We start from the raw sequence: 17,453 nt of genomic DNA, 5'->3' as shown, positions 1-17,453 counted from the left end.
GGTTATGTTGGCGCGAGTTTTCGCGAATTGCCGGCGTGCAACTACTATTGCGCTTTGTGCTTTGATCATCAGCGGGTGCGCTATTCATCCGCTGCCGGACGATACGGCTCACATCTCGACCTACAATATCGTTCGGCAAATCCGTTGCGAGACGCGGCAGGCGGTTATCGATCGACTCCTCACTTACCTTACGGACGACACCAATCACCATGAAATCCGGCAGAATGGTCGAATTTTCCAGAAGGTCGATGATAGGTCATTTGCGATAGGGCAGCAGGCCGCCCGCGACTATGAAATCAATCACGATTCGATCGCCAAATTCGATTCGACAAAACTCACTGGCTTTGCGCGGTATGTTATCGAAGTGATGCTCAGTATAGGCATTGCCTATAATTTCGACCTGACCGGATACGAGCAGAACAATATCGATCCCGAGATCAATTTCATTCGACCGCTACCCCTCTCGACATCGGTGTCGCTGGGCCTCAAGGCAAATTTTGACAGATATCGACAGAATGAACGATCGTTCACGATCACCGACACCTTCTATGCATTGATCAAGAACGTTCCGGAATCCTATTGCAAGAATTCCATCGTCGAAGCGAACATCATCTATCCGATTTATGGCAAAGTCGGTGTCCAAAAAATGGTCTACGACTTCACGTTGCTCGCCTTCTTCGGCAATCTCACCGGAGACGGCTCGAAGGATTTCATCAACATCAGTGGACCTCCAACGATGGTCGATCAGTTGGAATTCCAGACCACCATTGGGGGCACGGCGTCACCTAAAGTCGTTTTCGCACCGCTCGGACCCGCCTTCCAGGTGTCCGACGCAACCCTCGGCGTGTCGGCGACTCGCCGGGACACGCACAAGCTCACTATGGGGCTCTATCTCGACAAGCTGGGTTCGACCGAAGTCAAGAATGTTCGCACTGCGCTATTTGAAGGCTTGGTCCCAGGCAATTTGATCACCGCGTCGGGAGGACGAGCAGAGCTTGGTGCGGCAAAGGCCGTTGAGCAGTTTCTGCTACAGAAAATATTCAGGCCGACAATCGTCATTCAGCAGTGAAAGTGGAGGAATCGATGGCGAAGAAAGCAAGGAAAGCGGTGGCGACCCCGGTTCATATCCAAGCGAAGACGCTGGAGAAGCTGGAGAAAGCAGCCCGCAAGGCGGGGTTGTCGAAGCATTTCAAGAAGGCGGTTGGAAAGACCAGGAGGACGGTGTTCGTTCACGTCGAGCGGGAGAATTTCGACAAGCTGAAGGAGCTCGTTCAGCACGAGAAGCTGGCCGCGCATCCGTCCGCGCGATCACTGTCGAATTGTGATTGTGATCCGGACGACGTGTTCTGCTTCTGCTAGGGAGATCGCGTCCCCGGACTGTTGCGGCCTGGGATCCGAAGTCGATGCCTGGGCGAACGGAGTCGTGCCCCGCGAAAGTCGTGCCGAGAGACTGGACCCCTACTTCCGCAGGATCTTCACCAGTTCCCCGTGCACGAACTCATTCCCGCACACGACATTGCCCGTCACCAGGGCGTCGCCCGGCGTATCGATGTCGCTGATCGTTCCGCCAGCCTCGCGCAGCATGATCAGGCCCGCCGCGATGTCCCAGGATTGCAAATTGCGCTCCCAGTAGCCGTCGAGGCGGCCGGCGGCGACGAAGGCGAGGTCGAGGGAGGCGGCGCCGAAGCGGCGCAGGCCGGCGACGCGCTCCTGCATCGCGGTCATCTCGCGGCGGAATTCCTCGTGGTCGCCGCGGCCGATATGGGGCAGGCCACAGGCCACGACGCATTCGTTGAGCTGGCGGCGGCCGGCCACGCGCAGGCGCTGGTCGTTGAGGAAGGCACCCTTGCCGCGCTCGGCGATGTAGAGCTCGTCATTGGCGGGGTTGTAGATCACGCCGGCAATGATCGTGCCCTCGCGCGAAAGCCCGATCGAGATCGCGAATTGCGGGATCCCGTGCAGGAAGTTGGTGGTGCCGTCGAGCGGATCGACGATCCAGGTGTGGCTCTTGTCGGAGCCCTCGCGCGTGCCGCCTTCCTCGCCGATGAAACCGTAACCGGGCCGCGCCTTGGCGAGGTCCTGGTAGAGGATCTCCTCGGCGCGCTTGTCGGCCAGCGAGACGAAATTCGCCGGCCCCTTCAGCGAGACCTGGAGATGCTCGATCTCGCCGAGATCGCGCTTGAGGCTGCGGCCGGCGCGACGCGCGGCCTTGACCATGACGTTGATAGTTGCGGAATACAGCATGAGCTTCCGGTCTTGATCGGGGGAAATGGCGCGAAATCGCGCCTGTTTGAGGGATGGGGTGCCCTGCGGGGGCCTCAACGTCAAGTCATTTGGCCCCGAGCCATTTCCTGGCGGCGGCCTCGGCCTTGGCCCGGTCCTCGGCCGGCAAATCGGACAATTGCTTGTCCAGCTCCGGATCGCCCTTGCCGGCGGTCTTGGCCACCAGATGCCATTTGAAGCCCTCGATCTTGTCCACGGCCGTGCCCATGCCGTTGATCAGCACCCAGGCCAGCCGGTTCTGCGCGATCGCGCTGCCCTGGCGGGAGGCCTTGCGCAGCAGGGCTACGGCGGCCGGCTGGTTCTTCGGCGTGCCGGTGCCGTTGAACAGCGCGATGGCGTATTCGACCTCTGCATCGACATTGTCGGTCAGCGTGGCGACCTGGAGCAGACGCACCGCCCGTTCCAGATCCTTCGGCACGCCAGTGCCTTCCTTGTAGAAGGTCGCCAGCGCGTATTGCGCCTCGGGCAGGCCGGCATCGGCCGCCTGGCGCAGCAGCTCGGCGGAGCGCTTGACGTCCTGCGGCAGGGTCTGGCCATCGAGATAGAGCAGCGCGAGGTTATAGGCCGCCTTGGGCTCGCCAAGCTTGGCGGCGGACGCCATCAGCTTCACCGCCTCGTTCTTGTCGACCGGGCCGCCACGGCCAGACATCCTGAGCATGGCGAGGGCGAACATCGCCTCGCGGTCGCCGGCATCAGACGCGCGCTTGTACCATTGCAGCGCCTTGGCGTAGTCGCGCCGGATGCCCATGGCATTGGAATAGAGCTCCCCCAGCATGGTCATTGCCTTGGGATCGCCGGCCTCGGCACGGGCCGTGGCGAGTTCGAAGGCGGTCTTGTACTGGCCGCGCTGATAGGCGCCGTACACCAGATCGACGTTGGGATTGTCGGTCGGAGGCGCCGGAATCACCGTCGCCGCCGGTGCAGGCTTTGGGGAAGCTGAAGGTTTGGGGGAGGCTGACGGTTTGGGTGCCGGCGCCGCTTCCTTCTTCTTGGTGATGGTGTGCGGCGTGGCCTTCTTGGTTTTCTCGGCCGAAGGGCTCGGCGTTGCCACGGGCGGCGTGATCTGGAGCTGCGCGGCCGCGGGCACTGTGAGCAGCAGCAGCATGGCCAGGATGGTGATGCGCGGGAGCTTCATGTCGGGCGCTAGCCGTGCTCTTGACCCGCAGGATTTTGGCCCGCAAGCGCAGTCGCATGGGCCTTCTTGATCGCAGCGTCGATCTCGACCAGCGCAGCCTTGGGTCCGCGCGGATCGGTCCAGACGAAGTCGCCGACCAGCACGAAATCGGCGCCGCTGGCGGCGAATTCGTGGGCCTCTTCCAGCGAGATGGCAAAGCCGACGCAGGGCGGTTCGAACAGCTCGGCCCACCAATCCAGCCGCTCGGCAATCGCTTGCGACGACGGCCGCTGGCCCTTTGCATCGGGCTCGCCGAACAGAACGTAATCCGCGCCGATCTCGCCCGCATCCATGGAATGGTGCCGCGTCGTCAGCCCGCCGACGCCGGCGATGCGATCGGGCTTCAGCGATGGCAGCGCCTCCTTCAGCGCGGCGATGCCGGGCAGGTGCGCGCCGTCGGCGCCGCCGCGTGCGACGAGCTCAGGATGGCCTTCGACGAGCAGCGCGGCGCCCGCTTTCTGAACCGGCGGCGTCAAAACCTTGATTCGCGAGATCATGGTGCGCTGATCGGTCACCTTCAGCCGCAGCAGCACGGCTGCGACGTCGGCGGCGGCGAGCAGGCCGGGCAGCTCGGCCAGAAGCGAAGCGGGATCGTCGACGACAGGCGTCGCGAGATAAAGGCGCGGCGCCGGGCGCGGTGGAGGAGATTTGTTCGACAAGATCTAGGCCGCTTTCTTTTCCAGGCTGCTTTGCCATTCGCCTTTGGAGGCGAGGCCATTCATGCGTGCGCGGTGACTGAATGCGTCTTGTCCGGCCGCGAGGTTCTCGGCCTTGCCCGACCAGGCCTTCTGCGGCGCGGCCTGCAGTGCGCGGCCGTAGGAGAAGGTCAGGCCCCAGGGCAGCGGGCCGAGCTTGTGCATGGCGTTGAGATGCGCGGTCGCCTCTTCATCCGACTGGCCGCCGGAGAGGAAGGCGATGCCGGGTACCGCTGCGGGCACACACGCCTTGAGCAGCCGTATCGTCTTCTCCGCGACCTCCTCGACGGAAGCCTGCTTCGGGCATTTCTTGCCGGAGATGGCCATGTTCGGCTTCAGCACCATGCCCTCGAGCGCGACGCGCTGCACGCGCAATTCCTGAAACGTTTTGTTGAGCACGCGGCTCGTCACCTCATAGCAGCGATCGATGTCGTGATCGCCGTCCATCAGCACTTCGGGTTCGACGATCGGCACGATCTGCGCGGCCTGACACAGCGCTGCATAGCGCGCCAGCGCGTGGGCGTTGACGCTGATCGCGGTCATCGAGGGGATGCCCCGGCCGTCAGTGCCGCTGCCGATGTCGATCACCGCGCGCCATTTGGCGAAGCGGGCGCCGCGCTCGTAATATTTCTTCAAGCGCTCGGCGAGCTTGTCGAGCCCGACGGTGACGAGCTCTCCCGGGCACATCGGCAGGGGTTGCGTGCCTTCGTCGACCTTGATGCCGGGAATGGCGCCGCTACTCTCGATCAGCTTGACCAGGGGCGTGCCGTCCTTTGCGTTCTGCCAGATCGTCTCGTCGTAGAGGATGACGCCGGAGATGTGCTGGTTCATCGCGTCCTTCGAGCGGAACAGCATCTCGCGATAGTCGCGGCGGTTCTCCTCGGTCGATTCCACGCCGATCGCGTCGAAGCGCTTCTTGATGGTGCCGGAGGATTCGTCCGCGGCAAGGATGCCCTTGCCCGGCGCGACCAGAGCGGTCGCGATCCTGTTGAGCTCAGTCAGATTCATCGAGATGTCCTCCCAAAACGATTCTGCCCTTGCCGGTGAAAATAGACCGTTCTCGGTCAAATGCCGATTTATCGTTGGTCGCAGGGTATGGGGGTGGGGGCCTGTTACCTCGCCGCGCTTGGGGGGTGTGGTCGTATTTTACGCGTCGCTTAAAATCCGGGTGAGGGGGTACAGGTCTATTGATGGGGCAGAACTCGCGGAGAGAGCCCCTCACCCCAACCCTCTCCCCGTAAGGACGGGGAGAGGGAGGGATAGATCACGCCACCTTCGGGGCGAGCTCGCCCTTGGCGTAGCGCTTGGCCATCTCGGCCGTCGTCAGCACCTTCTTGATCTTGGAGGCTTGGCCCGCGGTATTGAATTCCTGGAGCCGCTGCTTGCACAGCTTGGTCATCGCTTCCATCGCGGGCTTGAGGTACTTGCGCGGATCGAACTCTTCCGGATTGTCCTTGAGCACTTTCCGGATCTGGCCGGTCATCGCCATGCGGTTGTCGGTATCGATGTTGATCTTGCGCACGCCGTTCTTGATGCCGCGCTGGATCTCGGCCACCGGCACGCCCCAGGTCGGCTTCATCTTGCCGCCATAGGCGTTGATGATGTCCTGGAGGTCCTGCGGCACCGACGAGGAGCCGTGCATGACGAGATGCATGTTCGGCAGCTTGCGGTGGATCTCCTCGATCACGTTCATGGCGAGGATGTCACCGTCGGGCTTGCGGGTGAATTTGTAAGCACCGTGAGACGTTCCCATCGCGATCGCGAGCGCGTCGACCTGGGTCTCCTGGACGAACTTCACGGCTTCATCCGGATTGGTCAGGAGCTGGTCGTGGCTCAGCTTGCCCTCGGCGCCGTGGCCGTCTTCCTTGTCGCCCATGCCGGTCTCGAGCGAGCCGAGCACGCCGAGCTCGCCCTCGACCGAGATGCCGCCGAGATGGGCCATGTCGGTCACGGTCTTGGTGACGCCGACATTGTAGCTCCAATCGCCGGGGGTCTTGCCGTCGGCCTTGAGCGAGCCGTCCATCATCACCGAGGTGAAGCCGGCCTGGATCGCGGTCATGCAGGTTGCCGGCTCGTTGCCGTGGTCGAGATGCACGCAGACCGGGATGTGCGGATAGATCTCGGTCACCGCGTCCATCATGTGCTTGAGCATGACGTCGTTGGCGTAGGAGCGCGCACCGCGCGAGGCCTGGATGATGACGGGCGCGTCGACCTGGTTGGCCGCGTCCATGATCGCCAGCGCCTGCTCCATGTTGTTGATGTTGAAGGCCGGGACGCCGTAATCGTTCTCCGCCGCATGGTCGAGCAATTGACGCAACGTGATCCGAGCCATCTGTGTTTTTCTCCCGTTTGGGCCTGCAAGGCCACTGCTTGAAGGCGGCTGACGACTTGCCGACCGATTACTTGATGCGCAGAACTTCGACGCCGGGCAGGGGCTTGCCTTCCATCCATTCAAGAAATGCGCCACCGGCGGTCGAGACATAGGTGAACTGACCGGCCACATGGGCCTGGTTGAGGGCCGCCACGGTGTCGCCGCCGCCCGCGATCGAGACCAGCTTCTTGGCCTTGGTGCGCTCGGCGGCATGCTTGGCGGCGGACATCGTGCCGCGGTCGAATGGCTGCATCTCGAAGGCACCAAGCGGTCCGTTCCAGACCAGCGTCGCCGCATCGTCGATCGCGGCGTGGACACGTGCGATCGACTGCGGACCGACGTCGAGGATCATGCCGTCGGCCGGGATCGCGTCGAGGCCATAGGCATGCGACGGCGCGTTGGCCGCGAAATGATAGGCGACGGTGGCATCGACCGGCAGGATGATGGCGCAGTTGGCGGCTTCCGCCTTTTCCATGATGCGCAGCGCGGTCGCGGCGAGATCCTTCTCGGCCAGCGACTTGCCGATGCCGACGCCCTGGGCGTGCAGGAAGGTGTTGGCCATGCCACCGCCGATCACGAGCGCGTCGACCTTGCTCACGAGGTTTTCGAGCAGGTCGATCTTGGTCGAGACCTTGGCGCCGCCGATGATGGCGATGACGGGCTTGGTCGGTGAGCCCAGCGCCTTCTCCAGCGCGACCAGCTCGGCCTGCATGGTGCGGCCGGCATAGGCGGGCAGCTTGTGGCCGAGGCCTTCGGTCGAGGCATGGGCGCGGTGCGCGGCCGAGAACGCGTCATTGACCCAGATGTCGCCGAGTTTTGCGAGCTCCGCGACAAAGGCGGGATCGTTCTTCTCTTCCTCTTTGTGGAAGCGGGTATTTTCCAGGCAGAGGATGTCGCCGTCCTTCAGCGCCGCCACGGCCTTGGCCACGGGCTCGCCGATGCAGTCGTCGGCGAAGGCGACGGGCTTCTTCACGACCTTCGACAGCGCCTCGGCAACGGGCTTGAGCGAGTCCTTGGCATCGCGCCCTTTCGGCCGGCCGAAATGCGCGAGCAGGATGACCTTGCCGCCCTTGTCGGAGATTTCGGTGATGGTCGGCGCGACGCGCTCGAGCCGGGTTGCGTCGCTGACGCGCCCGTTCTCCATGGGCACGTTGAGGTCAACGCGCAGCAGCACGCGCTTGCCCTTCACGTCGACGTCGTCGAGGGTGCGGAATTTGTTGGTCACGAGGGATCCCCTGAACCGCCTTGGGTAATGTTGGGCCAGTCCTCGATCTTCCGATCCGGATCGGGCTTGATCTTCGAGCCCGATCGCAAGAACAGGAACAACAGGCCGCCCATCAACGCCAAGAGGAGCGCGAGGGCGACGAGTTGCGAGGTCATGGCGTTCTCCGGCTGTGCCGTGACGCGTCTTGGTTAGATCACTTTCGCCATCGCGACGGCGGTGTCCGCCATGCGATTCGAGAAGCCCCATTCGTTGTCGTACCAGGACATCACGCGCACCAGCGTGCCGTTCTGCACCTTGGTCTGGTCCATGTGGAACGTCGAGGAGTGCGGGTCGTGGTTGAAGTCGATCGAGACGTTCGGCGCGGTGGTGTAGCCGAGGATGCCCTTGAGCTGCTGCTCGGAGGCACGCTTCATCGCCTCGTTGATTTCCTTCGGATCGGTGGCGCGCTTGGCGACGATCTTGAGGTCGACGACCGAGACGTTCGGGGTCGGAACGCGGATCGCGACGCCGTCGAGCTTGCCCTTGAGTTCCGGCAGCACGAGGCCGATCGCCTTGGCGGCGCCGGTCGAGGTCGGGATCATCGACATCGCAGCCGCGCGGCCGCGATAGAGATCCTTGTGCATGGTGTCGAGCGTCGGCTGGTCGCCGGTATAGGCGTGGATCGTGGTCATGAAGCCGGTCTCGATGCCGACGAGGTCGTTCAGCACTTTGGCGATCGGCGCGAGGCAGTTGGTGGTGCAGGAGCCGTTGGAGACGACCAGATGTTCCCGGGTCAGCGTGTCGTGGTTGACGCCGTAGACGATGGTGGCGTCGGCGCCGTCGGCGGGCGCGGAGACCAGCACGCGCTTGGCGCCGGCGGTCAGATGCGCCGAGGCCTTGTCCTTCGAGGTGAAGATGCCGGTGCATTCCATCGCGATGTCGATGCCGAGATCCTTCCAGGGCAGCTTCGAGGGATCGCGCTCGGCGGTCACCTTGATCTTGTTGCCGCCGAGGCTGATCGTATCGCCATCGACGGTCACGGTGCCGGGGAAGCGGCCATGAACGCTGTCGAAGCGAAGCAGATGGGCGTTGGTTTCGACCGGGCCGAGGTCGTTGATGCCGACGACCTCGATGTCCTTGCGGCCGGACTCGGCGATGGCCCGCAGGATGTTGCGGCCGATGCGGCCAAAACCGTTGATTCCGACGCGGACTGCCATGTTTCGTCTCCTTCAATGACCGTTGTCATCCCGCACAACGCGCTAGCGCGCCTGCGAGGGTTTTTTTAGGGCGGACGCCCGGTTCGGCCGGGCGGGGCTTGATCATATGGGAGATTAGGTAGTCCTTTTTTTCGGCAATCTCAACTCTCAGGAAACGCGTTTCAGAACGGCGTTAACCGCGGCCTCGGCGGTAATGCCAAAGTGCTGGAATACCTTGTTGAGAGGGGCGCTGGCGCCGAAGGAGTGCATGCCGATAAACTCGCCATCCTGGCCGATCACGGCATCCCAGCCCCAGCGCACGGCGGCCTCGATCGCGACCTTGATGGGCGCGTTGCCGATGATCTCGTCGCGGCGCTCCTTTGGTTGCGCTAACAGGAGCTCGAGCGAGGGAACCGAAACCACCCGGGTCGGAATGCCGCGCTCGGCGAGCTGCTTCTGGGCGGCCACCGCCATCTCCACTTCGGAGCCGGAAGCAAACAGCGTCGCCTTGGCTTCGCCTTGGGCGGCCACCAGCTCGTAGGCGCCGAACCGGCAGGGGCTCTCGTTCGGTGCGGTGGTGCGCAGTTGCGGCAGGTTCTGCCGGGTCAGCGCCAGGACCGTCGGGCCGTCGATGCGGTTGAGCGCGAGCTCCCAGCACTCGGCAACCTCGATGGAATCGCACGGGCGGAACACGCGCATGTTGGGAATGGCGCGAAGCGCCGAGAGATGCTCGACCGGCTGGTGGGTCGGTCCGTCTTCGCCGAGGCCGATGGAATCATGGGTCATCACATAAACGACGCCGGTCCCCATCAACGCGGCGAGCCGCATCGCCGGCCGCGCATAATCCGTGAACACCAGGAAGGTCGCGCCGTTCGGCGCAAAACCGCCGTGCAGGAAGATGCCGTTCATCGCCGCGCACATGCCGTGCTCACGGATGCCGTAATGGATGAAGCGGCCCTTCGGCGTCTTGGCCGAGAACGCGGTTGCCGACTTCGCCTTGTTGTTGTTGGAGCCGGTGAGGTCGGCCGAGCCCGCCAGAAATTCCATCGGCATCGCGCCGGCAATGACTTCGATCACGGCTTCCGAGGATTTGCGGGTTGCCGCATTCATCGGCTTTTCCAAGAGCTCCTTCTTGTAGCTTTTGAACGCCTTTGCCAGCGCTGCTGGCCGCTCGTGACGGAGCCGACGCTCGAACTCGGCGCGCTTGCGGCTGCCGAGTTCACCGAGCCTTGCTTCCCATTCCTGTCGTGCCGCCGCGCCGCGGCTGCCGGCCGCGCGCCAGGCTTTCAGCACGTCGTCGGGCACCGAGAACGGCTCCAGCGAAATGCCGAGATTTTCCTTGGCGGCCTTGAGTTCGTCGGCGCCGAGCGCTTCGCCGTGGACCTTGTTGGTGCCGGCCTTGTGCGGCGCGCCGAAGCCGATGGTGGTGCGGCACGCAATCAGCGTGGGCTTGTTTGATTTCTGCGCGCGCGTGATCGCGGCGGATATCGCCGCCTGGTCGTGGCCGTCGATCTTTTCGGCCGCCCAACCCGCCGACTTGAAGCGCTTCACCTGGTCCACGGAATCGGAGATCGAGGTCGGACCGTCGATCGAGATGCCGTTGTCGTCATACAGCACGATTAGCTTGTTGAGCTTCCAGTGCCCGGCCATCGCGATCGCTTCCTGCGACACGCCTTCCATCAAATCGCCGTCGGAAGCGATCACATAGGTGTGGTGATCGACAATCTTCCTGCCGAATTCGGCGGCGAGCATCTTCTCGGCGAGCGCCATGCCGACGGCGGTGGAAATGCCCTGGCCGAGCGGACCGGTGGTGGTCTCGATGCCCTTGGTGTGGCCGTGCTCGGGATGTCCCGGCGTCAGCGATCCCAACTGGCGAAAGTCCTTGAGCTGGTCGATCGTCATCTCGGGGCTGCCGATCAGATACAGCAGCGCATAGATCAGCATTGAGCCGTGCCCGGCCGAGAGCACGAAGCGGTCCCGGTCCGGCCAGTCCAGCGCGGCGACATCGAATTTCAGGAATTGCGTGAAAAGCACGGTCGCCATGTCGGCGGCGCCCATCGGCAGGCCCGGATGACCCGATTTCGCCTTTTCGACGCCGTCCATGGCAAGGCCGCGGATCGCATTGGCCATACGGTTGTGATCGACCTGCGTCATGTCTGAAAATCCGTCTGAAATGAGGCGCTTGTGGCTGGATTTGGCCGCGCCGGAAGGAGCCTTTCGGCCGCTGGGGTCGCGGCTGGGATAGCATCTCGGTTCCGGCAGGCCAAGGCAATCAAACGCCGGTTTGGCCGCAAAAGTTGCTTAGCAGTGCATAGTTTCGTGGCGGCGTTGCGCTCCGCTAGCTTGCCACGTAAATTTCTGCTTCTAACCGCTTGCCGAACCGAGTCTTTTGCCGGACGGCAAGCCCCCGGGGATAGGCCACAGGTTCCGCCGCTGACTGCATGAACGATCGCGTATCCAACAGCTCTGCCATGACCGAGTCCTCGGCCGTCGAGATCGAGATCGCGACCCGCAGGCTCATGGCGGCGCTCGACTCGCTCGAAAGCGCGGTGGAGCGGCGGCGCGACGCCGATCGCGACGAGAACGAGCTCGCGGCGCGGATCCAGGCGCTGGGCGCGGACCGCTCGCGCCTTGCCGACGAACTCGACGGCGCGCTGGTGAAGGCGCGCAAGCTCGAGCGCTCCAGCCGCGAGATCTCCGATCGGCTGGATTCCGCGATCGTCACGATACGTTCGGTGCTCGATACCGGAGAGGACGGATGAGCCACATCAACGTCACCATCAACGGCCGGCAATACCGCATGGCCTGCGAGGAAGGCCAGGAGGTGCGGCTGCTCAAGCTCGCCGAAAGCCTGGAGACGCGGATTCAGTCGCTGCGCGGAAAGTTCGGCGAGATCGGTGATGCCAGGCTCACCGTGATGGCGGCGCTGACCGTCTGCGACGAATTGGTCGACGCCGGCAACCGCATCCGGACCATGGAGCAGGAGCTGACCGAATTGCGGGATTTCCGCAACGCCGCCGTCGAGCGCGCCCGGCTGACTCAGACCGCGGTCGTGAACGCCCTGAACTCCGCGGCCGAGCGCATCGAGAAGTCGACCCAGGTCCTGAACCGCACCGTCGGCAACGGGATCGCCATCGGCTGACCCTTCACCGGGCTGGCGATTCGTCAGCATCGTTGTTACATTGGCCAAGCGAGGCTGCGACGCGCGTCAGGAGCCATAATATCCCCGGGGCCTTATCGATCCTTTAGGGAACTGTCCCTGGCCGGGCCCGTGGGCTCGGACATATGGTGCCCACCTACTTTCGTAGGGAACTCCGGGATCGAGTGCTTCAACGGCGTTCGCGGCTTCGCACTTTTGTTTTCTTCCTTCTGGTTCGTGCCTGTCGAAATTGCGTCCCCGACACGCTGCGGGTGATGACAGCGGGGGTAGCTCTGCCTCGGGGGCAAGCGCATGACCAACACCAAAGCCGAACTCCGTGCCAAAGCCCTCGCGGCGCGCGATGCGCTGAGCGAAAAGAAACGCACCGCCGCCGCCGCCAGGCTCGCCAAGCGCGGGCTGCCGTTCCAGCTCCTGCCCGGCAGCATCGTATCCGGCTATTCGCCGATCCGCAGCGAGATCGATCCGATGCCGCTGCTGAAGAAGCTCGCCGAGCAGGGCGCCAGGCTCGCGCTGCCTTGCGTCACCGCGCGCGGCCAGGCGCTGATCTTCCGCGTCTTTCATCCGAACGATCGCCTGATGCTCGGCCCGCTCGGCATTCCCGAGCCGTCGCCTGGGGCCGCTGAAGTCATTCCCGACATCATGCTGACGCCGCTCGCTGCCTTCGATCGTCTCGGCCATCGCATCGGCTACGGCGCGGGGCACTACGACCACACTTTCGCGCATTTGCGAAAAGCGAAGAATATCGTCGGCATCGGGCTCGCTTTTGCAGCGCAGGAGATCAAGGCGGTTCCGGCACTATCCCACGACGTGGCGCTGGATTATGTGCTAACGGAATCGGACGTATTCGATTTCCGGAGTTCTGAAGTTGCGCATTCTCTTCGTGGGTGATGTCGTCGGCCGTGCCGGGCGCAACGCCATCGCCGAATATCTGCCCGGCATGGTCAAGGACTGGTCGCTCGATTTCGTCGTCGTCAACGGCGAGAATTCGGCCGGCGGCTTCGGCATCACGGAAGCTATCTATCAGGAGTTTCTCGACGCCGGTGCCGACGCGGTGACGCTCGGCAATCACTCCTGGGACCAGCGCGAAGCTCTGGTGTTCATCGAGCGCGCCGAGCGTTTGGTGCGGCCCGCGAATTATCCGCGCGGCACGCCCGGCCGCGGCGCTGCGCTGGTGGAGACCAAGAACGGCAAGCACGCGCTCGTCGTCAACGCGCTCGGCCGCGTCTTCATGACCCCGTTCGACGATCCTTTCGCTGCGCTCGAACGCGAGCTCGGTGCCTGCCCGCTCGGCATTGCCGCCGACGCCATCGTCGTCGACTTCCATTGCGAGGCGAGCAGCGAGAAGCAGGGCATCGGCTTCTTCTGCGACGGCCGCGCCAGCCTCGTCGTCGGCACCCACACCCATGTGCCGACCGCCGACCACCAGATCCTGTCGGGCGGCACCGCCTACATGACCGATGCCGGCATGACCGGCGACTACGATTCCATCATCGGCATGCAGAAGGAGGAGCCGCTGCGGAGGTTCACCTCCGGGATCCCGTCAGGCCGGTTCGAGCCGGCGGCGGGCCCGGCGACGCTCAGCGGCGTGGCCGTGGAGACGGATGACGCGACCGGACTCGCACTGCGGATTGCCCCGGTGCGCGCCGGCGGCCGGCTGGAGCCGGCGACGCCGAAATTCTGGTTGAGCTGAGTTCTCGCGCAGCTCGCCACACACTCAGTGTCGTCCTGGCGAAAGCCAGGACCCATTACCACCGGCCGTGGTAATGGGCAGGCTCGCGGTCGAAAGTGTCGTGCCAAACAGGCAATCGGGGTAATGGGTCCTGGCTTTCGCCAGGACGACATTGGGACCTACTCCGCCGTCTGCTCCCTCAACTCAGCCACATCCTTCGCCGTCAGCTTCGATCCCTTCGCACCGAACCGCGCCGTGACATAATTCGCCACCGCCGCGATCTCGTCATCACTGTAGGCGCTGCCGAATGCCGGCATCGACAGCGCCCCATCCGGCGTGTGGCGCTTGGTGCCCGAGATCACGATCTGCGCGACGTTGATGGCGGCGGGGTCGTTGACGGCCCAGGTGCCGGTCAGCGTCGCCATCGGCGAGACCGGGCTCTCGCCGCTCCAGCCGTGGCAGCTGGCGCAGGCGCTGGCGAACATTTTCTTGCCGCGCAGATCTGCCGTGATGCCGTCCTTGTGCGAGGCGGGCGCGACCGGCGCTGTGGTTGCGGGCAGGTCGGGCGAGGGCTGCGGCGGCACGCTGCGCAAGTAGGCGACGACGCTGCTTATGTCCTCAGGCGCGAACTGGCTGAAACTGTGGTCGACCGCTTCACCCATCGGCCCCGATGCCGAGCCGTGGCCCGGCGCGTGGCCGAGCGACAGATAGGAGATCAGGTCCTCGTCGCGCCAGTTCCCGAGACCAGTGGCCTTGTCGGAGGAGATGTTGAAGGCGCGCCAGCCGGCCGTGATCGCGCCCGCGAATTTCTTGCGGTTGTCCAGCGCAAAGCCGAGATTGCGCGGCGTGTGGCATTCGCCGCAATGCGCCAGCGCCTCCACGAGATAGGCGCCGCGATTCCACTCCGGGCTCTTCGACGTATCAGGCGCAAAGCGCGTGTCGGGATTGAACACGGCCGACCAGACCATCATGGCCCAGCGCTGGTTGAACGGGAACGACAGCGTGTTCTCCGGCGGCTTCGCGCGCACCGCCGGCAGGCTGAACAGATAGGCCTTCACCGCCAGCACGTCCTCGTCGGTCATGTAGGTGTAGGACGTGTAGGGCATCGCCGGATAAAGCCGGGCGCCGTCATGGCGCTTGCCGCGCTGGACGGCGTTGAGAAAATCCTGGTCGCTGTAATTGCCGATGCCGGTGTCCTTGTCCGGCGTGATGTTGGTGGAATAAAGCGTGCCGAACGGCAGCTTGAAGCCGAGCCCGCCGGAATAATCCTTCTCGCCCGGCTTGCTGTGGCAAACCATGCAGTCGGCCGCCTTCGCCAGATATTCGCCGCGTTCAACCAGGCTCGCCTTCTCCAGCCTGGCCGGCACGCCGGCCGGCTTGCCGGCGCGGTAATCCGCCAGCGCCACCTTGGTGCCGCCGGCGAAGTCGAGCGGACCGGGCCCGCGGATGAACCAGACGCCTGATACCACCGCGACAATGGCGATCACGACGATGCCAGTGAGGATACGCATCTTGCCGCTCATGCTTTTTTCCCCGCAGCCAGCAGTTTCCGATCGATCGGCAGGCGCCGCAGCGCGACGCCGGTTGCCGCGTAAATGGCGTTGCGCAGCGCCGGCGGTCCGGCATTGACGCCGGCCTCACCGATGCCGCCGGGCGCCTCGCCGCTCTTGACCACGAAGACCTCGATCTTCGGTGTCTCGTTGATGCGCATCATGCGGTAGTCGTGGAAGTTAGACTGCTGCACGCGGCCCTTCTCGATGGTGATCTCGCCATAGAGCGCTGCGGTGAGGCCGAACACCAGGCCGCCTTCGATCTGCGCTTTCACCGTATCGGGGTTGACCGCGATGCCGGTGTCGACCACCGAGACGATGCGGCGGAGCACGATCTCGCCGAGATCGTCGATCTCCGCCTCGACCACGGTCGCGAGGAAGCTCGCAAACGACGGCTGCACGCAGATGCCGCGGCCGACCCGCGGTGGCAGCGGTTGGCCCCAGCCGGATTTCTCGGCGGCGAGATTGAGCACCGCGAGCATGCGCGGATTCTTCGTCAGCATCGAGCGGCGGAATTCGACGGGGTCCTTGCCGGCCTTGCGCGCCAGCTCGTCCATAGCGCATTCGACCGCGAACACGTTGTTGTTCGGACCGACGCCGCGCCAGAAGCCGGTGGGCACCGCCGGCGGTTCGGCGCGGACATATTCGACATGGAAGTCGGCGAAATCGTAGGGCGCATCCACGGCGGCATCGACCGCGTCGATGTCGATACCCTTCTGGAACGCCGGCGGCAGCCAGCGCGCAATCACCGCCGAGCCGGCGACCTTGTACTTCCAGGCCGCGACCTTGCCGTCGACCAGCGATGCCGTGACCTGGTCGCGATAGACCGGGCGATAGACGTCGTGCTGGATGTCCTCCTCACGGGTCCATATCACCTTGACGGGGTAGTCGACCTGTTTTGCGATCTTCACGGCCGCCACCACCATGTCCGGCTCGAGCTTGCGGCCGAAGCCGCCGCCGAGCAGATGCTGGTTGACGATCACCTTGTCGACGGGGAAGCCCGCGGCCTTCGCCGCCTCCGACTGCACCCGCGTCATGATCTGCGTGCCGGTCCAGATCTCGCAGGCATCAGGCCTGACGTGAACGGTGGCGTTGATCGGCTCCATCGAGGCGTGCGCAAGGAACGGCAGTTCGAAGCTCGCCTCGAACCGGTCGCCGCTAGCGAGCCCCTTGGCGATGTCGCCGACCGATTTCGCGACCACGCCGTCCTTCGCGCTGGCGGCGCGCAGATCCTGCCAGATATCCTGTGTGCTGAGCTTCGCGTTCGGTCCCTCGTTCCACTCGATCTTGAGCGCATCGAGGCCTTTCTTCGCGGCCCACATGTGGTCGCCGATCACTGCGACCGTGTCCTCGAGCACCACGATTTTGCGCACGCCCGGGATTTTCACCGCCGCGCTGTCGTCGACCTTGCCGACCTTGCCGCCAAAGACCGGGCAATTGGCGATCGCGGCGATCTTCATGCCGGGCAGGATCGCGTCGATGCCGTAGACGGCCTTGCCGTTGACCTTGTCTCGCGTGTCGAGCCGCTTCAGCGGCTGGCCGATGATCACGAAATCCTTGGGATCTTTGAGCGGCACGTCCTTCGGCGGCGTCTGGCTTTGCGCGGCGAGCGCCAGCGCACCGTAGGACAGGCTGCGCCCGCTTGCGGCATGCACGACCTCGCCCTTCGATGTCGAGCAGCTTGCAGGCTCGACCTGCCACTGCGCCGCGGCAGCCTGCACCAGCATCGCCCGCGCGCTGGCGCCGGCTGAGCGCAATGGTTTCCACCAAGCACGGATCGAGGTCGAACCGCCGGTCGCCTGCAGGCCAAAGGCGGGATTGGCGTAGAGCTGGTCGTTGGGCGGCGCGTGCAGCACCGCGACCTTTGCCCAATCGGCATCGAGCTCTTCGGCCAGGATCATCGAGATCGAGGTATAGACGCCCTGGCCCATCTCGACCTGCGGCATCAGGAGAACGGTGCGGCCGGTCTCCTCGATCCGGATGAAGGCGTTCGGCGCGAACTTGCCGTCGGTGGTATCGCGCGGCTGCTCAGGCTCGTTGACGGCGGCGCGCAGCGGCAGATGGAAGGCGAGCAGGAAACCGGTTGCGAGACCGCCAGTCAGCAGCGAGCGGCGGGAGACCTCGGGAAGAGTCTTGTCGGCGATCATGGCG

The 17,453-nt window shown here is 64.3% G+C and carries 17 protein-coding genes and 1 other RNA gene; 7 read left to right on the top strand and 11 right to left on the bottom strand.

What is annotated here, in order from left to right:
* Window positions 1-4: 4 nt before the first annotated feature.
* Both AC0L21_RS30510 and AC0L21_RS30505 read left to right on the top strand, forming a co-directional pair.
* Window positions 5-1,069: a hypothetical protein gene (locus AC0L21_RS30510; RefSeq protein WP_473265358.1), complete on the top strand. Its 1,065-nt coding sequence runs from the start codon at window positions 5-7 to the stop codon at window positions 1,067-1,069.
* 14 nt (window positions 1,070-1,083) lie between these two features.
* The gene (locus AC0L21_RS30505; protein WP_473265356.1) at window positions 1,084-1,359 is read left to right on the top strand and encodes a hypothetical protein; all 276 of its coding nucleotides are present in this window, start codon (window positions 1,084-1,086) and stop codon (window positions 1,357-1,359) included.
* A 99-nt stretch (window positions 1,360-1,458) separates the two neighbouring features.
* Here the strand turns inward: AC0L21_RS30505 and AC0L21_RS30500 are convergent, their stop codons facing one another.
* The 9 genes from AC0L21_RS30500 to tkt form a co-directional block, all read right to left on the bottom strand.
* Entirely contained in the window at window positions 1,459-2,244 is a 786-nt protein-coding gene (locus tag AC0L21_RS30500; protein WP_473265353.1) for an inositol monophosphatase family protein, read from the bottom strand.
* Window positions 2,245-2,329: 85 nt separating this feature from the next.
* On the bottom strand, window positions 2,330-3,418 hold the full coding sequence (locus AC0L21_RS30495; RefSeq protein WP_473265352.1) for a tetratricopeptide repeat protein: 1,089 nt from the start codon (window positions 3,416-3,418) through the stop codon (window positions 2,330-2,332).
* Window positions 3,419-3,426: 8 nt separating this feature from the next.
* Window positions 3,427-4,116, bottom strand: a complete 690-nt coding sequence (locus tag AC0L21_RS30490; RefSeq protein WP_473265351.1) for a thiamine phosphate synthase — start codon at window positions 4,114-4,116, stop codon at window positions 3,427-3,429.
* 3 nt (window positions 4,117-4,119) lie between these two features.
* Window positions 4,120-5,160, bottom strand: coding sequence for a class I fructose-bisphosphate aldolase (locus AC0L21_RS30485; protein ID WP_473265349.1), 1,041 nt, complete (start codon window positions 5,158-5,160; stop codon window positions 4,120-4,122).
* Window positions 5,161-5,416: 256 nt separating this feature from the next.
* Window positions 5,417-6,484, bottom strand: coding sequence for a class II fructose-bisphosphate aldolase (fba, locus tag AC0L21_RS30480; protein WP_473265347.1), 1,068 nt, complete (start codon window positions 6,482-6,484; stop codon window positions 5,417-5,419).
* A gap of 67 nt (window positions 6,485-6,551) precedes the next feature.
* Window positions 6,552-7,748 (bottom strand): phosphoglycerate kinase, encoded by a 1,197-nt coding sequence (locus AC0L21_RS30475; RefSeq protein ID WP_473265345.1) that lies wholly within the window; start codon window positions 7,746-7,748, stop codon window positions 6,552-6,554.
* Window positions 7,745-7,903, bottom strand: coding sequence for a hypothetical protein (locus tag AC0L21_RS30470; protein ID WP_247406375.1), 159 nt, complete (start codon window positions 7,901-7,903; stop codon window positions 7,745-7,747). Before AC0L21_RS30470 ends, AC0L21_RS30475 begins: the two co-directional genes overlap by 4 nt.
* Window positions 7,904-7,936: 33 nt before the next feature.
* The gene (gene gap, locus AC0L21_RS30465) at window positions 7,937-8,944 is read right to left on the bottom strand and encodes a type I glyceraldehyde-3-phosphate dehydrogenase (protein WP_027515515.1); all 1,008 of its coding nucleotides are present in this window, start codon (window positions 8,942-8,944) and stop codon (window positions 7,937-7,939) included.
* A gap of 147 nt (window positions 8,945-9,091) precedes the next feature.
* A complete protein-coding gene (gene tkt, locus AC0L21_RS30460; protein WP_473265343.1) occupies window positions 9,092-11,077 on the bottom strand; it encodes a transketolase in 1,986 nt (661 codons plus the stop codon).
* Window positions 11,078-11,364: 287 nt separating this feature from the next.
* Here tkt and AC0L21_RS30455 point away from each other — a divergent pair, with 287 nt between their 5' ends.
* From AC0L21_RS30455 to AC0L21_RS30435, 5 genes are all read left to right on the top strand, one after another.
* The gene (locus tag AC0L21_RS30455) at window positions 11,365-11,685 is read left to right on the top strand and encodes a DUF4164 domain-containing protein (RefSeq protein WP_026232773.1); all 321 of its coding nucleotides are present in this window, start codon (window positions 11,365-11,367) and stop codon (window positions 11,683-11,685) included.
* Window positions 11,682-12,065, top strand: coding sequence for a cell division protein ZapA (locus AC0L21_RS30450; RefSeq protein ID WP_007599950.1), 384 nt, complete (start codon window positions 11,682-11,684; stop codon window positions 12,063-12,065). Before AC0L21_RS30455 ends, AC0L21_RS30450 begins: the two co-directional genes overlap by 4 nt.
* A 48-nt stretch (window positions 12,066-12,113) precedes the next feature.
* Window positions 12,114-12,275, top strand: a non-coding RNA gene (gene ssrS / locus AC0L21_RS30445) — 6S RNA.
* Window positions 12,276-12,374: 99 nt separating this feature from the next.
* On the top strand, window positions 12,375-12,971 hold the full coding sequence (locus AC0L21_RS30440) for a 5-formyltetrahydrofolate cyclo-ligase (protein ID WP_473265341.1): 597 nt from the start codon (window positions 12,375-12,377) through the stop codon (window positions 12,969-12,971).
* A complete protein-coding gene (locus AC0L21_RS30435; protein WP_473265339.1) occupies window positions 12,949-13,773 on the top strand; it encodes a TIGR00282 family metallophosphoesterase in 825 nt (274 codons plus the stop codon). Before AC0L21_RS30440 ends, AC0L21_RS30435 begins: the two co-directional genes overlap by 23 nt.
* A gap of 158 nt (window positions 13,774-13,931) precedes the next feature.
* Here AC0L21_RS30435 and AC0L21_RS30430 read toward each other — a convergent pair whose 3' ends face one another.
* Entirely contained in the window at window positions 13,932-15,275 is a 1,344-nt protein-coding gene (locus AC0L21_RS30430) for a c-type cytochrome (RefSeq protein ID WP_473265337.1), read from the bottom strand.
* The gene (locus AC0L21_RS30425; protein ID WP_473265335.1) at window positions 15,272-17,449 is read right to left on the bottom strand and encodes a xanthine dehydrogenase family protein molybdopterin-binding subunit; all 2,178 of its coding nucleotides are present in this window, start codon (window positions 17,447-17,449) and stop codon (window positions 15,272-15,274) included. Before AC0L21_RS30425 ends, AC0L21_RS30430 begins: the two co-directional genes overlap by 4 nt.
* Window positions 17,450-17,453: the final 4 nt, after the last annotated feature.

Source organism: Bradyrhizobium sp. WSM4873 (assembly GCF_055811355.1).
Note: the sequence above shows the minus strand (reverse complement) of the source record. Positions and strands in the feature narration are given on the sequence as shown.